Origin of the sequence: Thalassotalea sp. G2M2-11, assembly GCF_017168195.1 — a bacterium.
Taxonomy (GTDB): domain Bacteria; phylum Pseudomonadota; class Gammaproteobacteria; order Enterobacterales; family Alteromonadaceae; genus Thalassotalea_E.
The window spans coordinates 248,381-268,314 of record NZ_JADNYL010000003.1 but is presented as its reverse complement, the minus strand read 5'-3'; the positions used below and the strand labels follow the sequence as shown (position 1 = coordinate 268,314).

Below are 19,934 nucleotides of genomic sequence, written 5' to 3'. Positions count from 1 at the left end.
AATTAACGTTTATAGTGTGGTTCAAGTTGCTGAAGTGACGTTACATCAAGTAGTGTCACTACAGTATCGCCGACATTCACAATGCCATTGATGCAATGCTGAGGCACACATCCACCAAATGCGGGTGATTTCTTTATCTCACTCTCATCAGCATCAAGTACATCAGAAACAGCATCAACAACAAAACCGATTGTCCGAGAAACGCCTTCGTATTCATGTGTAAGCACTACCACAACGGTCGTTTCACTATAGACAGCCTCACCAATATTGAACTTTTTCCGTAAATCAATAATTGGCACAATAATCCCACGCATATTAATGACACCGCAGACATCATCAGGTGAATTCGGTATTTTGGTGGGTACTTCCCAGCTTCTAATTTCTTCAACACACAAAATATCAATACCGTATTGCTCGTCGTTGAGCATGAAAGTTAAGTACTGTTCCCCACTGGTAATAAAATCGATACCTTCAAGAGAGTACTCACCTTCTACAGGAACATCCGCGGCTAATGCTTGAATATCCATTAACTCATCACTCCTTCAAGATTTTTTGCTATGTCGCCATATTTCTGTTGTGATTGACTGGCATTGTTCATCGCCATGGTGATCATGCCCGGTATATCAAGGATCATTGCTACAGAGCCATCACCTAAAATTGTTGCCCCAGAAATTCCTTCAACCTGCTGATAATTATCTTGTAAGCTTTTTATCACGACTTGTTGTTGAGCCAGTAAATCATCGACCATTAAACCGACTTTCTGCCCATCAGATTCCACAACAACCAGTAAAGCATCCTCAACACGCTGATGCTCAGCATCAATATTAAATAATTTACAAACCGGAATAATTGGCACATTATCTTCTCTTAAACGGTACAACAACATGTCACCCGATACCCGGTTAATATGTTCAGGTTTCGCTTGTAGAGACTCGACAATTGTGATCAATGGAATAATATAAGTTTCACTTCCTACACGAACTAACTGCCCATCAAGAATAGCTAACGTTAATGGTAAATTAACTTTAAAGGTTGATCCTTTACCTGGTTCAGACTCAACTTGAATGCGACCGCCAAGGGATTGAATATTCTTTTTAACAACATCCATCCCCACGCCACGGCCTGAAATATCACTGATTTCTTTAGCCGTTGAAAAGCCAGGTTCAAAAATTAAATCAAAGACTTGGTTATCATTTAAGACGGTATTTTTATCGACTACTCCTTTTTCAACGGCTTTATCAAACACTGCTTGTCGATTAATACCACTACCATCATCACTAATTTCAATAACAATACTGCCACCTTGGTGATAAGCATCTAAGGTAATAACCCCTTTCGCAGGTTTACCACTTGCCAGCCTTTGTTCCGCTGTTTCAATGCCATGATCAACAGCGTTTCGCACTAAGTGAGTCAACGGGTCACCGATTTGCTCCATCACTGTTTTATCGAGTTCTGTTTGCTCCCCTTTTAAAACCAGCTCAATTTCCTTGTTCATCTTATTTGATAAATCATGGACTAAACGAGGAAATCGATTAAACGCAAAACTAATCGGTAACATGCGAATGCGCATGACGCTCTCTTGTAACTCTTTAGTATTTTGCAGAAGTTGTTCAAGCCCTGAAGTTAAACGCTCAATTTTAGATAAGTCAAAATCGTTTCCGAGTTCGGAAAGCATAGACTGGGTGATCACCAGCTCTCCAACCAAATTAATCAAGCTATCTACTTTATCTACACCAACCCGTATAGAACCAACATCAGCTTTTGTTTTACTGGGTTGTTTTTGTGACTTCGTTGTCGTTGTACTTTCCAAAGTGCTAGAGGCATTGTCAGCAACCGCACTAGCTAAGACTTGTTCAGAGCTATCACTGGCTGAAGAAACGCTTGTAAAGTCGCCCCCTTGTTTATCAATGACAATCTCTTCTGGCTGCTGTGAATCTTGTTGGTCTTTTACCGGTTGACTAATGATCAACTGGCATTCATCTTCAACCCATTCAAATACTTCTCTGATATCTTCCTCTGAGGCAGCAGAATCTAAAGTTAAATGCCAACTAATATACAGCTCTGTAGGATCGATATCCGTAATTGGTGGTAGATCTTTACAATTTGCCTCAACGGTTATTGGGCCTAAATCCGCTAACGCATTAAACAATAATAATGGATCATTACCTGTTTGTACTAAATGATGTTCAGGAATAAAAGTAATATCCCATAACGTATTCTGGGTGACTTGTTGGTTTGTTGTCCCTGAGCCAGTTTCGTTATTATCAACGTCAACTGAAGCTGTCTGATTCAATGCAATAGTCAGTAATTTAGCCGTTTCGTCTATTTCAGTGCGATCGCATTCTTGTTCGTCACGAATGGCCTCTATTAACAAACGCATACAATCAACGGATTTTAATAGTAACTCAACATCATTTTGAGTAATTTCACGTCGACCATCTCTCATTTCATCGAGCAAAGTTTCTACCAAGTGAGTAAACTCAGTAACATGCTCAAAGCCAAAAGTACCAGCACCTCCTTTAATGGAATGTGCAGCGCGAAAGATTGAATTAATTGTTTCGTCATCACCTTGCTCTAAATTGAGCAAGCTTGATTCCATTAATTCAAGCCCTTCAAAACTTTCTTCTAAAAAGCTTGGGATAAATTGCGAAAGATCGACACTCATAATGGTTACCGTATCACCCGTTTTATTGTCGCTAATAATTTTTCAGGATTAAAAGGCTTAACTAGCCAACCAGTCGCCCCTGCAGCCTTTCCTTTTAATTTCATATCCCCCGAACTTTCAGTGGTTAACATTAAGATCGGGGTAAATTTAAAGTCATCTAATTTTCTCAACTCACCGCATAAGGTAATACCATCCATATTCGGCATATTGACGTCAGAGATAACCAAATCAAAGCTATTTGAGCGAGCGGTACTTAACCCCTCCGCGCCATCTTTTGCTTCAACGGTTTCATAGCCAGCGCTTTTTAAAGTGAAACTAACCATATCGCGTATTGAGTTAGAATCGTCTACAACCAATATTTTGGTCATGCTTTTTTCCTTTTTAACTACAATGTAATACTAATTTATTCTTCTTTTAGGTACTGATTTAAAATAGGTTCATTAATGCCAAGCAATTTAATACTCTGCTCAACAATAGAAGATTGGTTTTGCCAGGTAAGTGTTTTATTTTGTGCGGAAATATAAGTTATTGCATTAAGCAATAATTGAATGCCTACCGTATCGATACGATTAACCTCACTATCATCAAGAGTTATTTCGTCATGTTGATCAACATATTCGATAAATTTAGCCTTACATTCATCCATATTTGCAATCGTAAGCTCTGCCGGCAATTTAAACATTAAGCTCTATTCCTTCGTGCTAATTTTTTTTGTTCATAATATTGAAAGATATAATAAAATTTCAGTATCGCAAGAAATTAACTAAAAAAGTTTTAAAAACAGATTTTTTGACAAAGCATCCGTGGTCAAATATGGCGGTTGCGCTGTTTAAGATATTTTTATTTCAATGCCATTGATTTAATTTTCAACAGTCATTAAGGTTAATATCACCAATAATAAAAAGGTGAACGTACATGCCTGATGGAAATCTAAAAGTGCCGAGCCAAGTATTTCGTTGGTTTGAAAAAATGAAAACCAACTATGAGAATAGTGTCCAATCCGTACTTTCTCGCTTCGAAGCCTACAATATCAAGCAGCAACAGCGATTAGACCAAGCAACAGCTGAACACCTTAGCGATCTTAAAGCTGCCCATCAAAATCAAATATCTCAACAGCAACAGCACATCAGTCAATTACAAAATGATATTGCACATTACAAGCAGCAAATTTCAGAGCAACAGCGCACCATTGAACACCTTAATCGACGTTACGATACGGTAATGGCATGCCTGATTTCTGAAAAGAGTTCGACCATAGACATTGAAAATATTATTGATGATAACGAAGAGCTAGCTGACAGCTATCGTAGTTTAGCCGACAATGATTGTTCACAGGTAGCTTCAGCAACTAGTGATAATACAGCGAAAGTTCAAGAGCAGAATACATGCAAAGCCACCCCTGCTATTGAAGAAAGTTATCTTGAAGCATTAACTCATCGAGAACATGGTCAACACAGTCAAGCACTAGCATTATTTGAACAATGCGCTAAAGAAAACCATATTAAAGCCATGGGAGCGCTTGGCCGTGCCTACTTTTTAGGAGAAGGTGTAACCCCAGATCCTGTCATTGGTCTTGCCTGGTTGATCAGAGCCGCAGAGCATGGACTACCTCAAGCGATCAAACGTGCTGAACAATACCAAACTGATGACCCTAAATTATATCAACAGGCGCTTGAATATATTGATAACGCCTTTGCAATATGTGAGATAAACTAATCATGTATATTGTATAAAATCCGTAAAAACATTAGAATTGTCAGTAATCCCCCTAAAGAAAATTGAGGAAAATACATGACAATAGGCGTTGGCGGTTCAAGTGCTGAACAGGAGTTAGCACAACTGACAGATATGACCACAGATATTCAAGCGATCCCTTTAACTGAATTTCAACAGCGGATCGAGCGTGCTCAGCAAATAATGAAAGAACAAGACATTGCGGCCATCTATATTAATGCAGGGACAAACTTGTACTACTTCACTGGTACTCGCTGGTACGCAAGTGAACGTGTCGTTGGCGCGATTATTCCGCAATCAGGTCAAGTTCATTATATTGCGCCTACCTTTGAAGTTGATACGTTGAGCCAGTACATGCAAATAAAAGGAAAAGTGTGTAGTTGGCAAGAACATGAATCTCCTTATCAGCTTATTATCGATACATTACAAACATTAGGGATTAAAAACGGAACGCTTGCCTTCGATGAATCAACAGAGTTTTTTGTGGTAAATGGCGTCTGCGAGTTAACTCAAAATTTCCAAATTACAAATGCTAAAGCCGTAACGGCAGGTTGTCGCATGCATAAGTCTGCTCACGAAATTGCATTGTTGCAAAAAGCAAAAGACATGACACTGGAAGTACACAAAGCAACCGCTAAAATTTTAAGGGCCGGAATAACCACAAAAGAAGTCGAACACTTTATTGATCAGGCACACCGAAAACTTGGTGCTGCTGCAGGTTCGTATTTTTGTATTGTTTTATTTGGTCGTGATTCGTCATTTCCGCACGGCGTTAAAGACCCAAAAGTATTGGAAAACAATGATATTGTATTAATTGATACTGGTTGTCAGCTAGAAGGTTACAATTCAGACATTACCCGTACTTATGTGTTTGGCGAACCAGATCAACGACAAAGAGAAGTCTGGAATATCGAGCGTCAAGCACAACAAGCAGCTTTTGATGCCGCACAATTAGGGGCAACCTGTGGTGATGTTGATTTGGCGGCAAGAAATTATATTGCGACACAAGGTATGGGTCCTGATTATCAAACTCCAGGTTGTCCACATCGTACGGGACATGGTGTTGGTTTAGATATTCACGAATGGCCTTATTTAGTCAAAAATGATCAAACCCCACTTGCAGCAGGAATGTGTTTCTCAAACGAACCCATGTTAGTGTTGCCTAATGAATTTGGTGTTCGCCTTGAAGATCATTTTTATATCACTGAATCTGGCCCAAAATGGTTTACTGAACCTTCCTATTCAATCGATGACCCTTTTGGTTATCAGCGCTAACCTTAACTAAGGTATAAATAGCAGCAGAAAGAAAAATAAGCCCTTGGCACTATTTTTCTTTCTTTTGCGATAACCATAAAATTATAGTTGGATAAGTGCTAGCGGTTGGTTAGAATTAACTCATCCTCTAAGTTAGTTTGAGACAACATGCACGCACTTTTTGAATACCTGCCACTTATTATCTTTTTTGTCATTTATAAGTTTGGCGACTTATACTGGGCTACAGGCTCACTCATTGTCACATCAGCCTTACAGATTTTATATTATTTATATAAGAAACAACCCGTACCAAAAAGAAATTGGATATTCTTTGGATTAATTGCCGTTTTTGGTGGATTAACCATATTTTTGCAAAATGATGCTTTTATTAAGTGGAAAGTCACGATAATTAATGCAATTTTTGCCTGCGCACTACTCATTAGTAATCATGTTTTCAACAAAAATTTAATTAAAGAGATGATGAGCGAAAATTTACCACTACCAGATTTTGTGTGGAGTCGGCTTAACCTTGCATGGGCAACTTTCTTTTTAATTTGTGCGGTATTAAATATTTATATCGCCTATAATTATTCGCAAGAAACTTGGGTGAATTTTAAAGTGTTTGGCTTGATGGGCTTAACCTTAGTATTTGCTGTATTAAGTGTGTTTTCACTCTACAAGTATTTACCTCAAGACGAACAACCATCTACGAGTAATAAAGATAATAACTAATATGTACTACTTAATTTATAGTGAAGATGTCGATAACAGTTTAGCCTTAAGGATGAAAGTCAGAGACAAACACCTTGCGCGTTTAACTGAACTGCAGCAACAAGGTAGACTACTTGTTGCTGGTCCTTGTCCTGCAATTGATAGCGAAAATCCAGGCGAAGCAGGCTTTACAGGCTCTCTGATCATTGCCAGTTTTGACAACTTAGCGCATGCCAAGTCTTGGGCAGATAACGATCCCTACATTGCTGCGGGGGTCTACCAAAACGTGACTGTAAAACCCTATAAGAAAGTACTACCTGCATAACTATGTATAAATCAATATTTCTGATAGCCATCATGATTGAACTGTTAACGCTGAAAGCTCACGCTTTTCAGGCCAAAACAGTCAAAGAATGTGAGCAAACGTATCAAACAAATGCGGAATTATCACACTGTCTGGATCTAGTAAAAGAAGCAATAGATAGAGAATTGCAAACCTGGATAAACAATCAAACATTTGTCTTAGAAGAATTCGCTATTATCACTGGCAGACGTTCAGCTTTAAACATGTTCAAACGTTCGCAGCGAAACTTTATTACTTACCGTGAAAACAACTGTAGATGGCAATATTTACATATATCGCCAGGTACTGGTGCCGCGGCCGCTCATAAAAAGTGCTACATTCTGGTCACCAAAGATAGAATTAAAGAATTAAGCAGACTGAACTAACACCACCATTCCTATCAACAAGTGCCATTTTAATAAAATGATGGCACTTGTCTTTTCAATGTATTAACGACCAAAATAACATAGCCAACTTTTAATACGATTGAACAACTGACCTTCCCCAATATTAACGCCATTGCAATTAGCTTTGCAGTTGCTGCTATTTGTTTATTTCTTGTATAACAACTTAGTTTTATCACTAGTATTGCCCATTCAACTCCGTTGAGGCAATTGCACTTTTATCCATGACATCAGTGAATACTTTACACAGCATAAGTTCAAATTGTGTAGTGATCAATTAATTGATTTTTTATGCTTGCTTTATCTATAAAACTAATATACTGTTTATTTATACAGTATATTAGTAATTTACTTGAAAGGATAAATAAAATGTTAAATATCAACAAATTAAAAAGCTCTAGTACAACTAACTGGGTAGATATTCGTAACGTGAATGATGTAAGCAACTGGTCAGCACAATATGAAGATATCTGCTTGCAACATAAAATAAATAAGAAATGGATCCTGTTAATTGACCCTGAAGATCAGTCAATTGAACAGTTAAGTAAAGCGCATCACATTGATACCAGCAAAATACTTAAAGTTAATTCACATAAGGGTAAAGTGAATATAAAAAATCTTGGCGCCGCATTAAGTAAAGGGAATTGTTCGGCGATTATTTTATCTAACCCCCAACTTGAAGAAAATGAGTTGCAAACCTTAAGACACTTTGCAGCACTAGGTCAAACAGCTTGTATAGTGCTTAGACCAGCATCACAAAAATTACATTAATCATAGGTTTCAATAAAGGTGTTTTGTATAATAGATAGACTGAAACTATTGGGTTGTGATTGATGTACTGTTTTTGTGGAAACTCCAAGGCATTTGAACAATGCTGCCAATTAATTATTACTGGCGATAAGCAAGCAAATACGCCCGAGAGTCTAATGCGCTCACGCTACAGTGCTTATGCTAGCAATAATGCAGATTATATTTATCAAACTTATGCCGAACAATCTAAAGCTCAACAGTCGTTAACAGACATTGCAGCATGGGCTTCACAAACGCAATGGTTACGCTTAAGCGTATTACAAAGTGATGACATCACCCTAGATGAATATATCCACGGCAATGACAAAACATTACCTGTTGTTCACTTTATCGCTTTTTATTTACACGATAAAACATTTTATCATATGGAAGAAGCCTCACGCTTTACCATTGAAGATCAACAATGGCGGTATCTTGATGGCGATATAATCACTCATCAAGCATTAAAAACCCCCAAGCGTAACGATCCCTGTTTATGCGGCAGTACTAAAAAATTTAAACAGTGTTGCAACCTAAAGCTGTAAGGTTATCAAACTACGCTTTGCTCGACATCCCTGCTATTTGATGCCAGTAACCATTGCACTCTTTTTGCTGATCTAACGGAAAATATTCAGGGTTAAGCAACTGCTGTTTAAATAATGATAATTGCTTAAATGCTTGCTCGCTATCTGCACTTACACGGACAATATCAACCCCGACTTCTTGCATATTTTGTATTTCATTAATCAGATTATATTGATAACCAGACATTGTCTGTATTCCATTTAACACAAACACGTCCTGCCCTTCACGGCTTTTCATTTGTCTTCCCTGAGGGTAATTAATACAGCAATATCGACAATCATCCTTTGGCCTATCTTCTGATCTTGCAGTAAAGCAGCGAGCAGAATAAGCTAGAGGTAAATAGCCCCAAGAAAAAACTTCGCACTCAAACGCATCTCTTAAATTAGCCTGTTGCGCTTGATCTAATAACGCCTTTAACCAATCTCCTGAAAGCTCGACTGGCATCACCCAGCGCATCATTCCTTGCTTAATTAATACTTTCAACGTTGATAAGTTATAACAGTTGATCGCAGGACCTGCGACAAAAGGTAATTTAAGTTCATGCATGATTTGAACTGCACTTAAATCATTCGCTTCAACGAGAAAGTCACCATTATCACAATACTTTCGCATGGTTTGTATTTCAGCAGGAGATTCTAATAAAGTCATGGTTGATAACACCGCCTGCTTACCCGACTGAGCAACCTCTTTTGCTAATCCAAGCCAGTCTTTGACTTTCAATTCACGACGTTTTGAGCAAACTGTTTCGCCCATATAGATAATATCAGCGTCACTGTGCATCGCTTGCTGATAAAACTGTTCAACCTGTGCTTTGGGCCAAAAAAACAAACCTGCACCTAAAGAAAACTTCATCTTTTCTTACTCTTATTTATTAACATTATTGCCATTTACGATGATAAGCACCAAGGGTTGTTTGACTACCTTCAGACAGATTAGCCAAAGTATTCATCCACGCCTGTTCAATTTGGAAGTCATCTGGAGATTGCTGATATCGATCCAATGCCATACGCCAGGTTTTTGCCACTTGCTCAACATAAGCAGGGCTACGCTGACGGCCTTCTATTTTTACGGACACAATCCCCATTTGACTCAGCTGAGGGATCAACTCTAAGGTATTGAGACTGGTCGGCTCTTCTAATGCATGGTACACATTATCATCAACATCAAATCGCCCTTTGCATAAGGTTGGATATCCCGCATTCTCATCCGGTAGATAACGGTCAATCAATACATCATTTAACCTGCTTTCTAACCCTTGCTCTGTTTCCTGCCAGCGTACATATTTAGCTGGTGAACAAGCTCCTACGGTATTAGGAGACTCTCCCGTCATGTAAGATGATAAATAACAACGCCCTTCTGACATAATACATAAACTACCGAAAGCGAATACTTCGAGCGGTACAGGTGTTTTTGCCGCTAATTGTTTGACCTGTTGCACAGATAACACGCGAGGCAGTACTACCCGATCAACGGCAAAGTTATCATGAAAAAAACGAATGGCTTCAATATTAGTAGTCGATGCTTGCACTGACACATGACGCTCAACCTCAGGGTACTTATGAGCAGCGTAATCCAACACCCCTAAGTCTGCGATAATGAGTGCATCACAACCTATAGCAACCGCATTATCAACCGCTGCTTGCCAACGTTTCTCATTATCAGGGTGAGCAAAAGTATTAATTGCTACATGTAACTTTTTACCGTGCTGATGCACATAGTCAGCTGCTTTGGCTAGTTTGCCATCATTAAAATTTAATCCGGCAAAATGTCTCGCGTTTGTATCATCTTTCATACCGATATAAACGGCGTCTGCACCATTATTAATCGCTGTTTTAAGCGCAGGTAAATTGCCAGCTGGGCACAATAATTCCATAATCATTGATTACCTAGTCATTAAGAAAACAGCAATTTACCCAGTTTTCACAAGTAATGATTTGACTTGAAACAACTTTCACCAGATTTATGGTAAACACGATAAAAGTTGATCTACAACAGCGAAAAAATCATTATGACTCGTTACGATAACCAATGATGTGATATCACCAAAATTAAAGGATACTCTGTGAATAGTTTGCTCAATTTGCCTCAATTACCAACAAAAATGGCATTACCTCTATTTGATAAACTACCTAAACTATTAAAACCTGTGCTGCAGATTGTGCCTTATCGCATACAACAATCATTACTACTACCTGCATTACATTCGGTATTTCATGAAGCAATCGATGACGGGGATTTTGAATTTTTAACCGATAAATGGCTAAAAATTTCCATCACTGATTTAGATATTCACTGGCTACTAAGTTTTGAAAATAACAAATTAGTAATGGCACCAAACTCAACCATTACTGAAGATGTTAGCTTTAGTGCTAAAGGTGATGATTTACTCTTAATTGCAGGAAGAAAAGTTGATCCTGATACATTATTTTTTCAAAGACGTTTGAAAATTGAAGGCGATACAGAGCTCGGTTTAGAAGTGAAAAATTTGATTGATGCAATTGATCTTGAGCAACTCCCCAGTGTCATACACCAAGGAGTCTCTCGTTGTGCCGATGTGTTAGTCAAGTATCGCGAGACGGATAGCTAATCAGGCAATTGCTGGCGGATAGCGCAAAATTCTGCAAAATTATCCATCAAAATATCAACAAGCTCAGGTTGAAATTTTTTGCCGCGCTGCTCAATAAAATACTGCTGGATTTCATCTGTTTGCCATGCCTTTTTATAGCAACGCTCAGAGCCTAAAGTATCAAACACATCAGCTATTGCCATGATACGCGCTTCTAGGGGAATATCTTCGCCAGATAACCCATCAGGATAACCTGAACCATCCCAATTTTCATGATGATAATGGGCAAGACGAGCGCCAAGTTTCGATACTTTTGTTTTTGATTGGCTTAATAACTCTTTGCCTGCCGTAGTATGTGTCTTCATGATCTCCCATTCAGCAGAAGTTAATTGTCCTGGCTTTTGCAATATCTGTTCAGGCACAACGACTTTACCAAGATCATGCAATGGAGACGCCAGTTTAATCGCCGCGATAAACAATTCATCTAAGTCTAGTTTTTTCGCTAATAACTCACAAATTAACGCCACTCGCTGAACATGATCCCCTGTTTCTTTGCTTCGCGCTTCAATGGCTTCGCCCATAATAAAGAGTAACTCTTTTTGTGTTTGTTCAACTTCATGTTGCTTAGTCAAGCTTTCTAAAATGAGTGCAACATTGGTGGCAAAGAGCTCAGCTAAGTTAGACTTAAAATGTTCACTGTTGCCCTCAAAATCAATATATAACACCGAACAAGCATTGGATGACGTTTCATAATAACCAACAAAGTAGTTACTACCGGAAAAGTGTTGCTTTTCATAAAAAGCTTTTTGAATTAACTGCTTAACCTCACTACTGATATCTGAAGCTTCTAAGCTATCCGATTCACTACAATATTTACCTGTACAAGCTAAAATTAAATTTGTACTTTCATCGTTAAAGTCTTGCTGACTTCGCGCAATATATAGCGCCGAACTATCAACATCCATCAAGGTTAATAAATGATTAAGCGCCGCTGAGCCAAATGGTCTAAATTGACTAATCTTTAATAATTCATGCGTTGATAAAATCAGTTGTTTAAAGCCATCTAAGCTTCTTTTGATGGTCATAATATCACGGTAGGCTCGAATACCCGCATAAACCGTTGTGGTCATTTTGTTGGCAGTAAAATCAGTTTTTTCTTTATAGTCGTTAATATCAAATTCTTTGATCACTTGTGCCTCAGGTGCGTTTCCTGCTTGGCCTGTACGTAAAATCAAACGAATAGTTTGATTTTGGTTTTCCTTACGGATCCACTCGACTAAATCAAGTCCGGCATGATCAGACTCCATCACAACATCGATAAATGCCATACAAAAGCTATCATCATTCGCCAGTATTTTTTGTGCTTCTTTTGCCGAATATGCAGAAACCAGTTCAAGTGGCCGCTGCTCTATTATCGCGTCCGAAAAAACTAAACGTGTGATTTGGTGAATAGATTCATCATCATCAACGACCAAAATACGCCAGCTTTTTTGCTGCTTAACCGTTTCCTCGTTCTGCTTTTCAGGTTCAGCTTCTTCCTTAAAGATAAAATTTGACATAATTTATTCAAAACATAATTAATTCGTTTAGCTAAAGTGTAGAATAGATTTTATTAAACCACATGAAATTTAATAAGTTTTTATGGTAAAGATGATAAAGTAGACGAAAAAATTATAATGATTTTACGCATTTTTTTATTTATCAGTTGACACCATTACTCATTGCCTTTAAAAATAGAGTTATTACAAATTCACTTTTTTTAGATTTATGTTAAATATCTCTGTACTCAACGTCGTCCTCACAGTCGTAGTGGTTATCAAGCCAGTGCGGGGTTGGTGTTGTCTCTAGAAAAAGTAAACAAAGACAAATTGATAAACCCTCGCTCTGAAAAGACCGGGGGTTTTTTATTTTTTGGCATTCATACAGTAAAAATAAGCAGAAGGTACAGGTCATGACAAAACAGTTGTTTACTGGTGCAGAAATGGTAGTAAAAGCATTATCTGCATTGGAGGTAAAGTATATTTTCGGCTACCCCGGAGGAACAGTACTGGATATATACGACGCCATTTTCCAGCAAGATCAATTTGAACATATCCTAGTGCGCCATGAACAAGCCGCGACTCATATGGCAGATGGTTACGCCAGAGCAACAGGTGATGTAGGTGTGGTACTAGCCACTTCAGGGCCTGGTGCAACAAACTGTATTACCGGTATTGCAACTGCCTATATGGATTCAATTCCTATGGTGGTCTTATCTGGTCAAGTGCCAACGAACTTAATTGGTGACGATGCCTTTCAAGAAACCGATATCGTTGGTTGTTCAAGGCCAATTGTCAAACATAGCTTTAATTGTCGAAGCCTTGAAGATATTCCTAATATAATCGCCAAGGCCTTTTATATTGCTAAGTCAGGAAGACCTGGTCCTGTGGTAGTAGAGCTACCAAAAGACATTTTGATCCCAGATAACAAAGGGGAATTTCACATTGAAACGGATGTGCAATTAAGATCATACAACCCTACAAAAAAAGGCCATCCGAAACAAATTAAAAAAGCAGTGAAGACCATCACCGAAGCTAAGCAACTAGTGGTTTATTCTGGCGGCGGTATTGTATTATCAGACGCCTCAGAATTGCTAACGGAATTAGTTGAAAAATTAAATGCCCCCTGCACCAACACCCTTATGGGACTTGGCGGCATATCAGGTACTCACGAAAACTTTATTGGTATGCTGGGCATGCATGGCAGTTTAGAAGCTAATAAAGCCATGGCAAATGCCGATGTTATTTTAGCTTTAGGTGCTCGATTCGATGACCGTGTCACCAATAATGTAAAAAAATTCTGTCCAAATGCCACGATTGTACATGTAGATATTGATCCTACGTCGATTTCAAAAACCATCAACGCCCATATTCCTATTGTTGGTTTAGTTGATCGCGTTATCAAACAGTTATTAGCAGAGCTAGAGCACATTAATTATGCTCCCGAACCTGATAAGCAAGATGCTTGGTGGCAACAAATCAACCAATGGCGTGCTCAAAAAAGCGTTAGCTATCAACAAGGTGAAGGCAAAATCAAACCGCAACGTGTGGTTGAGGCTATGTATGATATTACCCAAGGTGAAGCCTACGTATGCTCAGATGTTGGACAACATCAAATGTTTGCTGCTCAGTACTATCCATTTGCAAAACCTCGCCAATGGATAAATTCAGGAGGGCTTGGCACCATGGGGTTTGGCTTACCCGCTGCGATGGGCGTTAAATTAGCGTTCCCTGAATCACATGTAATTTGTATCACTGGGGATGGTTCTATCCAAATGAACATTCAGGAACTATCCACTTGCTTACAGTACAAGTTACCTGTGGTTATCATTTCACTTAACAACCGTTCTCTAGGGATGGTACGTCAATGGCAGGACATGATCTACGGAGGTCGTCATGCTTCCTCCTATATGGAATCACTACCTGACTTTGTTAAATTAGCTGAATCTTATGGCCACGTTGGTATTCAAATCAATCACCTAGAAGAATTAGATGAAAAACTAACACAGGCATTTGCTATTAAAAATCGCTTAGTGTTTGTTGATGTGTTAGTTGATGAATTAGAACACGTATACCCAATGCAAATTCGCCACGGAAAAATAGATGACATGTGGATCAAAAAAGGAGTAAAAGCATAATGCGCCGTATATTAGCTATTTTATTAGAAAATGAACCTGGCTCCCTTTCTCGTATTGTTGGTTTATTCTCACAACGAGCATTTAATATTGAAAGCTTAACTGTTGCCCCTACAGAGGATGCAAGTTTATCAAGGATCACTATCACTACTATAGGCGATGACCGCGTTTTAGAGCAAATTGTTAAGCAAGTGAATAAGTTAATTGATGTGATCAAAATTACCGATCTCACGGAAAGAAGCCACGTTGAACGAGAGATCATCTTGCTGAAAGTATTAGCTATGAATGATAAATCACGTACCGAAGTCAAACGTATAACTGACATTTTCCGTGGTTCAATTGTCGATATAGGTAAGCAAATTTACACCGTTGAACTTACCGGCGATGCCGATAAAATCAATGCCTTTATTACAACCTTATCTCACGAAACAGAAATCATTGAATCGGTGCGCTCTGGTACCGTAGGTATTGCACGAGGTGAAAAAGCCTTAAGAATTTAAGATTTCAATGGCTAACATCATTTCATTTTTACAAGCAATGAAGTTGTTAGCCTTGCTATATATTCAAAAATTTGTGGTGTCATCAATGGTGCCACCACAAACTTCACTGTGTTAACTGGCTAAGCAACCCATCACTGGCATCTTCAACCAGAGCTAAAACGTATTGAAAACCGCGTGCTCCGCCATAGTACGGGTCAGGAACTTCTCTATCATCATGATGCTCAGCAAAATCTAACAACAACTTTACTTTCCCCATAAGGTGAGCAGGCGCCACTTTGCGTAAATCTTTAATATTTTGCTCATCCATCGCTAAAATTAAGTCAAAGTGTTCAAAGTCATCAACAGTCACTTTTCGTGCTTTAATTTTATCGAATGAATAACCATGCGCCATACCAATTTTTTGAGCGCGATGATCTGGTTTTTCTCTAGCATGCGAACCTATGGTGCCAGCAGAATCAATTTTGATATTAAGTCCATACTCTTTAGCTTTATGACGAAAAATAGCCTCAGCTGTTGGTGAGCGACAAATATTACCCATACAAATAAAAATCACACTCTTCACTTCTTTATAATTCATAAAACTAACCAATTTTGTATATATTATTTTTTTGATTTGTATACCGAAACAAAAGCCAATAGTTTACAACCAATAAGCTATTGACTGAAGCATTGAGCCATTGTGAATAAGCACTAATAATTAAGCAATACATTTATCATGATTTTCAATACTAAACAGTGCTCTGTACTAGCGTCGATTGTTAATATGATGCTCACTCTCAAGCAGCCATCTAGGTATAATATGTATATTCAAAATCAACATATTTCTTTTTAAAGCTCCCAAGATTTTGATAATTCTGCTAAAGTTAATTTACTATTATTTAACATTCGTTATCCATTAGGGTTTTATTTTTGAATTTCCTCTCCGTAACAACACGCTACTTAGCAATTGCTGTCATTATGGTAGTGTTCGCTTTCGTGTTAATAAATTTGCATCATAAATTTACTGGTATTGAGCAACATACTAACAATAAGATCATTTCGACAGAATATAGTTATTTGATTGATCAAAAAAATGAACTAGCAATCGATGATATTACACAGCGGCTTACCGATTTCACCGCCGCAGAGTTTCACAGCATACCGTATCAATTATCGACACAAACCGTTTGGTTAAAATTAACCGTCACAAATAACTCCATTGACCATCACTCACTTGTCTTACATGCCGATAATAGCCTGTTAAACACTTTCAATATTTATTCATTCGCACAACAAAGTGATCAACTTCAGCCAATAGTCACTAAAGAGGATATCCTTAGCCAAGTCTACCCTCATATTAATTTCACTTTAACAGCGAAGAAAAAAACTTCATTTATCATCGAACTACAAACAGAGGGGCCACCGAATATTCCGGTGATGGTGCTTCAGCAAGGTGAATTTCAACATAGGTTACTATACGCCCAACTCTTATACGGTGCTTTTATCGGCATAGTCTTATTAATGACCATGTACAATCTAATTTTGTTTTTTGCCGTTAAAGATAAAGTTTACTTAATTTATATTGGTTATCTTGTTTGTGCGACATTAGTAATGTCGAGTTTAACGGGTTTTGGTTACCTAATTTTCTCTTCATCTTTACAAGCAACCATTAATAGTTACTTATTGTTTATTGACTATTACTTAGTCATTTTTTTACTCTCATTTACTTTATTATTTCTTCGTTATCAACAACAACCAGGGCAGGCATACTTAGTCGGCAAGTATTTTTGCTGGGCACTGATAGCCTGCTCTTTTTATTCATTAACAATTGATACCATAGCTCAAACCAAATTGTTTTTTTCGTTGCAGCCAATTGTTTATGTTTTTACGCTATATTTAATCTTCCGACGCCTTCGTGATGATTTTGCTTGGGCTAAGTTTTATGTACTTTCATGGATCCCATTATTAATTGGTGCCGCCATCCAACCTTTAGTACTGCTTAATTACCTCGATTATTCATTTATTACCCGAAATGCGTTTTTATTCGCAGTTATGGCGGAAATCACTCTGATGGCATTTGCCTTAGCTGAACGGATGAGACGCCATGAACAAGACCGGATTAACGATATTGCTTACCATGTCAACAGTGGTTTACCCAGAAAATCAAATATTGAAAGCTTTATCAATCAACTCAATAGAGAAAAACAACAAGATTTTAGTGTACTAGTGATCAAACCAGAACACATTGAAAAGGTTGCGCTATATATTGACGATGCCATGAACACTGAGCTTTTTAAACGCCTCAATCAGAAACTATCATCCTTATTTGAGTTCAATGATGCCATCTACCCGTTAACAGATAAAAAAGAGAAGCTATGTTTTATTAACAATAACTGTTTTGCCATTGTGTTAAATAACCAACGTAACAAACAGTCAGTTGAAACGTTAATTCAATCAATTCAAATCAAGACCACTGATAACTTTGTTGTCAACAATATCAATCTACCTTTAACGGCTATTGTAGGAATTGCCAAAAGCCCTGAACACGGCACGCAAAGTCATCAACTCATTAATCATGCCATTTTAGCTGCAAATTGCGGCGAAAACTCAACAGTTAAGTGGGCTACATATAAAGAAGAATCAAGTAATGAAGCCAGTTATTTATTAAAGTTAACCAGAGATCTAAAAGTAGCACTCGAAAATAACGAACTTGAAGTGTATCACCAACCACAAATTGATTTACGCACCTTACGAGTATGTAGTAGCGAATGTTTGCTACGTTGGCAGCACAAGCAAGAAGGCTTTATCCCACCAGCCGTATTTATTCCTATCGCGGAAGATATGGGGTTGATCAATGAACTGACCCAATGGGTGATCAAGCAATCCTTAACACAGCAACGAACATTAACTGAAGAACATGGCTACAATCATATGATTTCCATCAATATTAGTGGTAAAGATGTTGCGTCAGCACATTTTTTTACCCAATGCATTGACTTGATTGAAGCGTCAGAAGTACCAGCAGACAAAATTATTTTTGAATTAACTGAATCCGCTTCGTTTGCCTACAACGAACATGCATTAAGCTTAATTGAAAAGCTCACTGAGTTAGGCGTGACTATCAGCATCGATGATTTTGGCACGGGGTATTCAACTATGTCACAAATTAGCCACCTTCCCTTTCAAGAATTAAAAGTTGACCGCGAGTTTGTTGAAAATGTCAATGACGATAAAAAACGCATGGTGATCGCTAAAACCACTGTAAAAATGGCGAAAGGCTTAGGGTTAGAGGTGGTTGCAGAAGGTATTAATTCACAAGCTGACGAAGATACTTTACGAGACTTTGGCTGTGATATTGGTCAAGGGTACTTCTATGCAAAACCTATGGCCTTTGATGACTATATCGGTTGGCTAAATGACTTAGATAACGGTCGGATCAAACAGCCATTACAAGGTGAGTTTATCCCCGCCAATAAATAAGCATTAGAAACTCTTCCTAACACAAGTTAATACGTTTAATTGTGATATGAAAAAGCCGCTAAAATTAGCGGCTACTATCTATTGAATGTTGTTACTGTAGTTATGACAAAAACTGATTGTTCAAACAAGTATTAACTGTTTCTGGCGACAACAGCATCATTGAGTTGAGCAAGTAATTTTTCAGTATCTTCCCAACCGATACAAGCATCAGTAATCGACTGACCATAATTGGGAGCTTTATTGTCAACTAAATCTTGTCTACCTTCCACTAAGTGACTTTCTACCATCACACCGAAAATATTTTGCTCACCACTGGCAAGTTGTTCACTAACATTGTCACAAACTGACAGTTGATTTTTAAACTGCTTACTTGAGTTACCATGACTAAAATCAATCATGATCTTCGGATTCAATTGGGCATTCACCAACTGTTCTGTCACTTGCTTAACACTATCGGCATCATAATTGGGCGACTTACCACCACGTAAAATAATATGACAATCTGCATTACCAGTCGTTTGTACAATAGCGGAATGTCCGAATTTAGTTACCGAAAGAAAGTGATGTGCTGCACTCGCCGAGCCTATCGCATCAATGGCAATTTTAATCGTACCATCGGTACCATTTTTAAATCCTACCGGACAAGATAAACCAGAGGCTAATTCACGATGCACCTGACTTTCTGTGGTGCGGGCACCAATAGCTCCCCAACACATAAAATCAGCCATGTACTGCGGCGTGATCATATCTAAAAACTCACCAGCGGTTGGCAGCCCCAAGTGATTTAAGTCAGCCAACAATTTACGCCCCATGCGTAAACCATCATTTAGTTTAAAGCTATTATCCATATAAGGGTCATTAATTAGACCTTTCCACCCCACCGTAGTACGTGGTTTCTCAAAATACACACGCATGACAACTTCAAGATTATCTTGATATTTTTCCCTTAACTTGACCAGCTTTTTGCCATACTCCATTGCAGCATCAGTATCATGAATGGAGCAAGGGCCAATGACCACCAATAAACGCTTATCTTTACCATTTAAAATATCACTGATCGCGGCTCTACCAGAGAAGACGGTCTTAGATGCATTTTCTGATGCAGGAAATCGCTCCAATAATGCAACAGGTGGTAATAACTCTTTTATTTTTTCAATACGAACGTCGTCGGTTTGATAGAACATAATGTTTCTCTTTTACTTCTTAAACGATGAATTTTTATCTCAATATACGTCTAGACACCTAGATGAT

20 protein-coding genes are annotated in these 19,934 nt (G+C 38.2%); 11 read left to right on the top strand and 9 right to left on the bottom strand.

Translation table 11 applies throughout. The annotated features are described in order from the left end of the window. Positions 1–2 precede the first annotated feature (2 nt). The 4 genes from IV514_RS12215 to IV514_RS12200 are packed head-to-tail and all read right to left on the bottom strand — an operon-like array spanning position 3 to position 3,347. The gene (locus IV514_RS12215) at positions 3–527 is read right to left on the bottom strand and encodes a chemotaxis protein CheW (RefSeq protein WP_206485550.1); all 525 of its coding nucleotides are present in this window, start codon (positions 525–527) and stop codon (positions 3–5) included. Continuing rightward, on the bottom strand, positions 527–2,665 hold the full coding sequence (locus IV514_RS12210; protein WP_206485549.1) for a chemotaxis protein CheA: 2,139 nt from the start codon (positions 2,663–2,665) through the stop codon (positions 527–529). The genes IV514_RS12215 and IV514_RS12210 overlap by 1 nt, the downstream gene beginning before the upstream one ends. A gap of 5 nt (positions 2,666–2,670) precedes the next feature. Next, on the bottom strand, positions 2,671–3,033 hold the full coding sequence (locus IV514_RS12205; RefSeq protein ID WP_206485548.1) for a response regulator: 363 nt from the start codon (positions 3,031–3,033) through the stop codon (positions 2,671–2,673). A 35-nt stretch (positions 3,034–3,068) separates the two neighbouring features. Beyond that, entirely contained in the window at positions 3,069–3,347 is a 279-nt protein-coding gene (locus tag IV514_RS12200) for an STAS domain-containing protein (protein ID WP_206485547.1), read from the bottom strand. Between the two features lie 233 nt (positions 3,348–3,580). On the opposite strand from IV514_RS12200, the gene IV514_RS12195 reads away from it, so the two are divergent. The 7 genes from IV514_RS12195 (at position 3,581) to IV514_RS12165 (ending at position 8,445) form a co-directional block, all read left to right on the top strand. After that, positions 3,581–4,381 carry a sel1 repeat family protein gene (locus IV514_RS12195; protein WP_206485546.1) on the top strand — a complete coding sequence of 267 codons (801 nt, stop codon included), beginning with the start codon at positions 3,581–3,583 and terminating at the stop codon, positions 4,379–4,381. A 75-nt stretch (positions 4,382–4,456) separates the two neighbouring features. Continuing rightward, on the top strand, positions 4,457–5,674 hold the full coding sequence (locus tag IV514_RS12190; protein ID WP_206485545.1) for a Xaa-Pro peptidase family protein: 1,218 nt from the start codon (positions 4,457–4,459) through the stop codon (positions 5,672–5,674). A 147-nt stretch (positions 5,675–5,821) separates the two neighbouring features. Then, complete coding sequence (locus IV514_RS12185) at positions 5,822–6,385, top strand: septation protein A (protein WP_206485544.1); 564 nt, start codon at positions 5,822–5,824, stop codon at positions 6,383–6,385. Position 6,386: 1 nt separating this feature from the next. After that, positions 6,387–6,689, top strand: a complete 303-nt coding sequence (locus tag IV514_RS12180; protein WP_206485543.1) for a YciI family protein — start codon at positions 6,387–6,389, stop codon at positions 6,687–6,689. 2 nt (positions 6,690–6,691) lie between these two features. After that, positions 6,692–7,093, top strand: a complete 402-nt coding sequence (locus IV514_RS12175; RefSeq protein ID WP_206485542.1) for a lysozyme inhibitor LprI family protein — start codon at positions 6,692–6,694, stop codon at positions 7,091–7,093. A gap of 387 nt (positions 7,094–7,480) precedes the next feature. Then, on the top strand, positions 7,481–7,882 hold the full coding sequence (locus IV514_RS12170) for a hypothetical protein (RefSeq protein WP_206485541.1): 402 nt from the start codon (positions 7,481–7,483) through the stop codon (positions 7,880–7,882). A gap of 62 nt (positions 7,883–7,944) precedes the next feature. Further along, positions 7,945–8,445 (top strand): YchJ family metal-binding protein, encoded by a 501-nt coding sequence (locus tag IV514_RS12165; RefSeq protein WP_206485540.1) that lies wholly within the window; start codon positions 7,945–7,947, stop codon positions 8,443–8,445. Positions 8,446–8,455: 10 nt separating this feature from the next. Here IV514_RS12165 and IV514_RS12160 read toward each other — a convergent pair whose 3' ends face one another. Both IV514_RS12160 and IV514_RS12155 read right to left on the bottom strand, forming a co-directional pair. After that, entirely contained in the window at positions 8,456–9,337 is an 882-nt protein-coding gene (locus IV514_RS12160; protein WP_206485539.1) for a U32 family peptidase, read from the bottom strand. A 25-nt stretch (positions 9,338–9,362) separates the two neighbouring features. After that, complete coding sequence (locus tag IV514_RS12155) at positions 9,363–10,358, bottom strand: peptidase U32 family protein (RefSeq protein ID WP_206485538.1); 996 nt, start codon at positions 10,356–10,358, stop codon at positions 9,363–9,365. A 189-nt stretch (positions 10,359–10,547) separates the two neighbouring features. On the opposite strand from IV514_RS12155, the gene IV514_RS12150 reads away from it, so the two are divergent. Then, complete coding sequence (locus IV514_RS12150; protein WP_346776924.1) at positions 10,548–11,072, top strand: SCP2 sterol-binding domain-containing protein; 525 nt, start codon at positions 10,548–10,550, stop codon at positions 11,070–11,072. Here the strand turns inward: IV514_RS12150 and IV514_RS12145 are convergent. Beyond that, positions 11,069–12,610 carry a response regulator gene (locus tag IV514_RS12145; protein WP_206485537.1) on the bottom strand — a complete coding sequence of 514 codons (1,542 nt, stop codon included), beginning with the start codon at positions 12,608–12,610 and terminating at the stop codon, positions 11,069–11,071. The genes IV514_RS12150 and IV514_RS12145 overlap by 4 nt on opposite strands. Positions 12,611–13,002: 392 nt before the next feature. Between IV514_RS12145 and IV514_RS12140 the strand changes: the two genes are divergently transcribed. Then, positions 13,003–14,727 carry an acetolactate synthase 3 large subunit gene (locus tag IV514_RS12140; protein WP_206485536.1) on the top strand — a complete coding sequence of 575 codons (1,725 nt, stop codon included), beginning with the start codon at positions 13,003–13,005 and terminating at the stop codon, positions 14,725–14,727. Continuing rightward, the gene (gene ilvN, locus IV514_RS12135) at positions 14,727–15,224 is read left to right on the top strand and encodes an acetolactate synthase small subunit (protein ID WP_206485535.1); all 498 of its coding nucleotides are present in this window, start codon (positions 14,727–14,729) and stop codon (positions 15,222–15,224) included. Before IV514_RS12140 ends, ilvN begins: the two co-directional genes overlap by 1 nt. A gap of 103 nt (positions 15,225–15,327) precedes the next feature. On the opposite strand, the gene IV514_RS12130 is transcribed toward ilvN, so the two are convergent. After that, positions 15,328–15,801 carry a low molecular weight phosphotyrosine protein phosphatase gene (locus tag IV514_RS12130; protein WP_241242349.1) on the bottom strand — a complete coding sequence of 158 codons (474 nt, stop codon included), beginning with the start codon at positions 15,799–15,801 and terminating at the stop codon, positions 15,328–15,330. A gap of 398 nt (positions 15,802–16,199) precedes the next feature. On the opposite strand from IV514_RS12130, the gene IV514_RS12125 reads away from it, so the two are divergent. Continuing rightward, positions 16,200–18,683, top strand: a complete 2,484-nt coding sequence (locus tag IV514_RS12125) for an EAL domain-containing protein (protein WP_206485534.1) — start codon at positions 16,200–16,202, stop codon at positions 18,681–18,683. 131 nt (positions 18,684–18,814) lie between these two features. On the opposite strand, the gene aroG is transcribed toward IV514_RS12125, so the two are convergent. Beyond that, complete coding sequence (gene aroG / locus IV514_RS12120; RefSeq protein WP_206485533.1) at positions 18,815–19,867, bottom strand: 3-deoxy-7-phosphoheptulonate synthase AroG; 1,053 nt, start codon at positions 19,865–19,867, stop codon at positions 18,815–18,817. Positions 19,868–19,934 lie beyond the last annotated feature (67 nt).

Bases quoted from the DNA above. Each gene is read 5' to 3' on its own strand.
- IV514_RS12165 (WP_206485540.1), top strand. From the start codon at position 7,945: ATGTACTGTTTTTGTGGAAACTCCAAGGCATTTGAACAATGCTGCCAA.
- IV514_RS12160 (WP_206485539.1), bottom strand. From the start codon at position 9,337: ATGAAGTTTTCTTTAGGTGCAGGTTTGTTTTTTTGGCCCAAAGCACAG.
- IV514_RS12180 (WP_206485543.1), top strand. From the start codon at position 6,387: ATGTACTACTTAATTTATAGTGAAGATGTCGATAACAGTTTAGCCTTA.
- IV514_RS12200 (WP_206485547.1), bottom strand. From the start codon at position 3,347: ATGTTTAAATTGCCGGCAGAGCTTACGATTGCAAATATGGATGAATGT.
- aroG (WP_206485533.1), bottom strand. From the start codon at position 19,867: ATGTTCTATCAAACCGACGACGTTCGTATTGAAAAAATAAAAGAGTTA.
- IV514_RS12145 (WP_206485537.1), bottom strand. From the start codon at position 12,610: ATGTCAAATTTTATCTTTAAGGAAGAAGCTGAACCTGAAAAGCAGAAC.
- IV514_RS12195 (WP_206485546.1), top strand. From the start codon at position 3,581: ATGCCTGATGGAAATCTAAAAGTGCCGAGCCAAGTATTTCGTTGGTTT.
- ilvN (WP_206485535.1), top strand. From the start codon at position 14,727: ATGCGCCGTATATTAGCTATTTTATTAGAAAATGAACCTGGCTCCCTT.
- IV514_RS12185 (WP_206485544.1), top strand. From the start codon at position 5,822: ATGCACGCACTTTTTGAATACCTGCCACTTATTATCTTTTTTGTCATT.
- IV514_RS12215 (WP_206485550.1), bottom strand. From the start codon at position 527: ATGGATATTCAAGCATTAGCCGCGGATGTTCCTGTAGAAGGTGAGTAC.
- IV514_RS12205 (WP_206485548.1), bottom strand. From the start codon at position 3,033: ATGACCAAAATATTGGTTGTAGACGATTCTAACTCAATACGCGATATG.
- IV514_RS12140 (WP_206485536.1), top strand. From the start codon at position 13,003: ATGACAAAACAGTTGTTTACTGGTGCAGAAATGGTAGTAAAAGCATTA.
- IV514_RS12210 (WP_206485549.1), bottom strand. From the start codon at position 2,665: ATGAGTGTCGATCTTTCGCAATTTATCCCAAGCTTTTTAGAAGAAAGT.
- IV514_RS12130 (WP_241242349.1), bottom strand. From the start codon at position 15,801: ATGAATTATAAAGAAGTGAAGAGTGTGATTTTTATTTGTATGGGTAAT.
- IV514_RS12170 (WP_206485541.1), top strand. From the start codon at position 7,481: ATGTTAAATATCAACAAATTAAAAAGCTCTAGTACAACTAACTGGGTA.
- IV514_RS12190 (WP_206485545.1), top strand. From the start codon at position 4,457: ATGACAATAGGCGTTGGCGGTTCAAGTGCTGAACAGGAGTTAGCACAA.
- IV514_RS12175 (WP_206485542.1), top strand. From the start codon at position 6,692: ATGTATAAATCAATATTTCTGATAGCCATCATGATTGAACTGTTAACG.
- IV514_RS12155 (WP_206485538.1), bottom strand. From the start codon at position 10,358: ATGGAATTATTGTGCCCAGCTGGCAATTTACCTGCGCTTAAAACAGCG.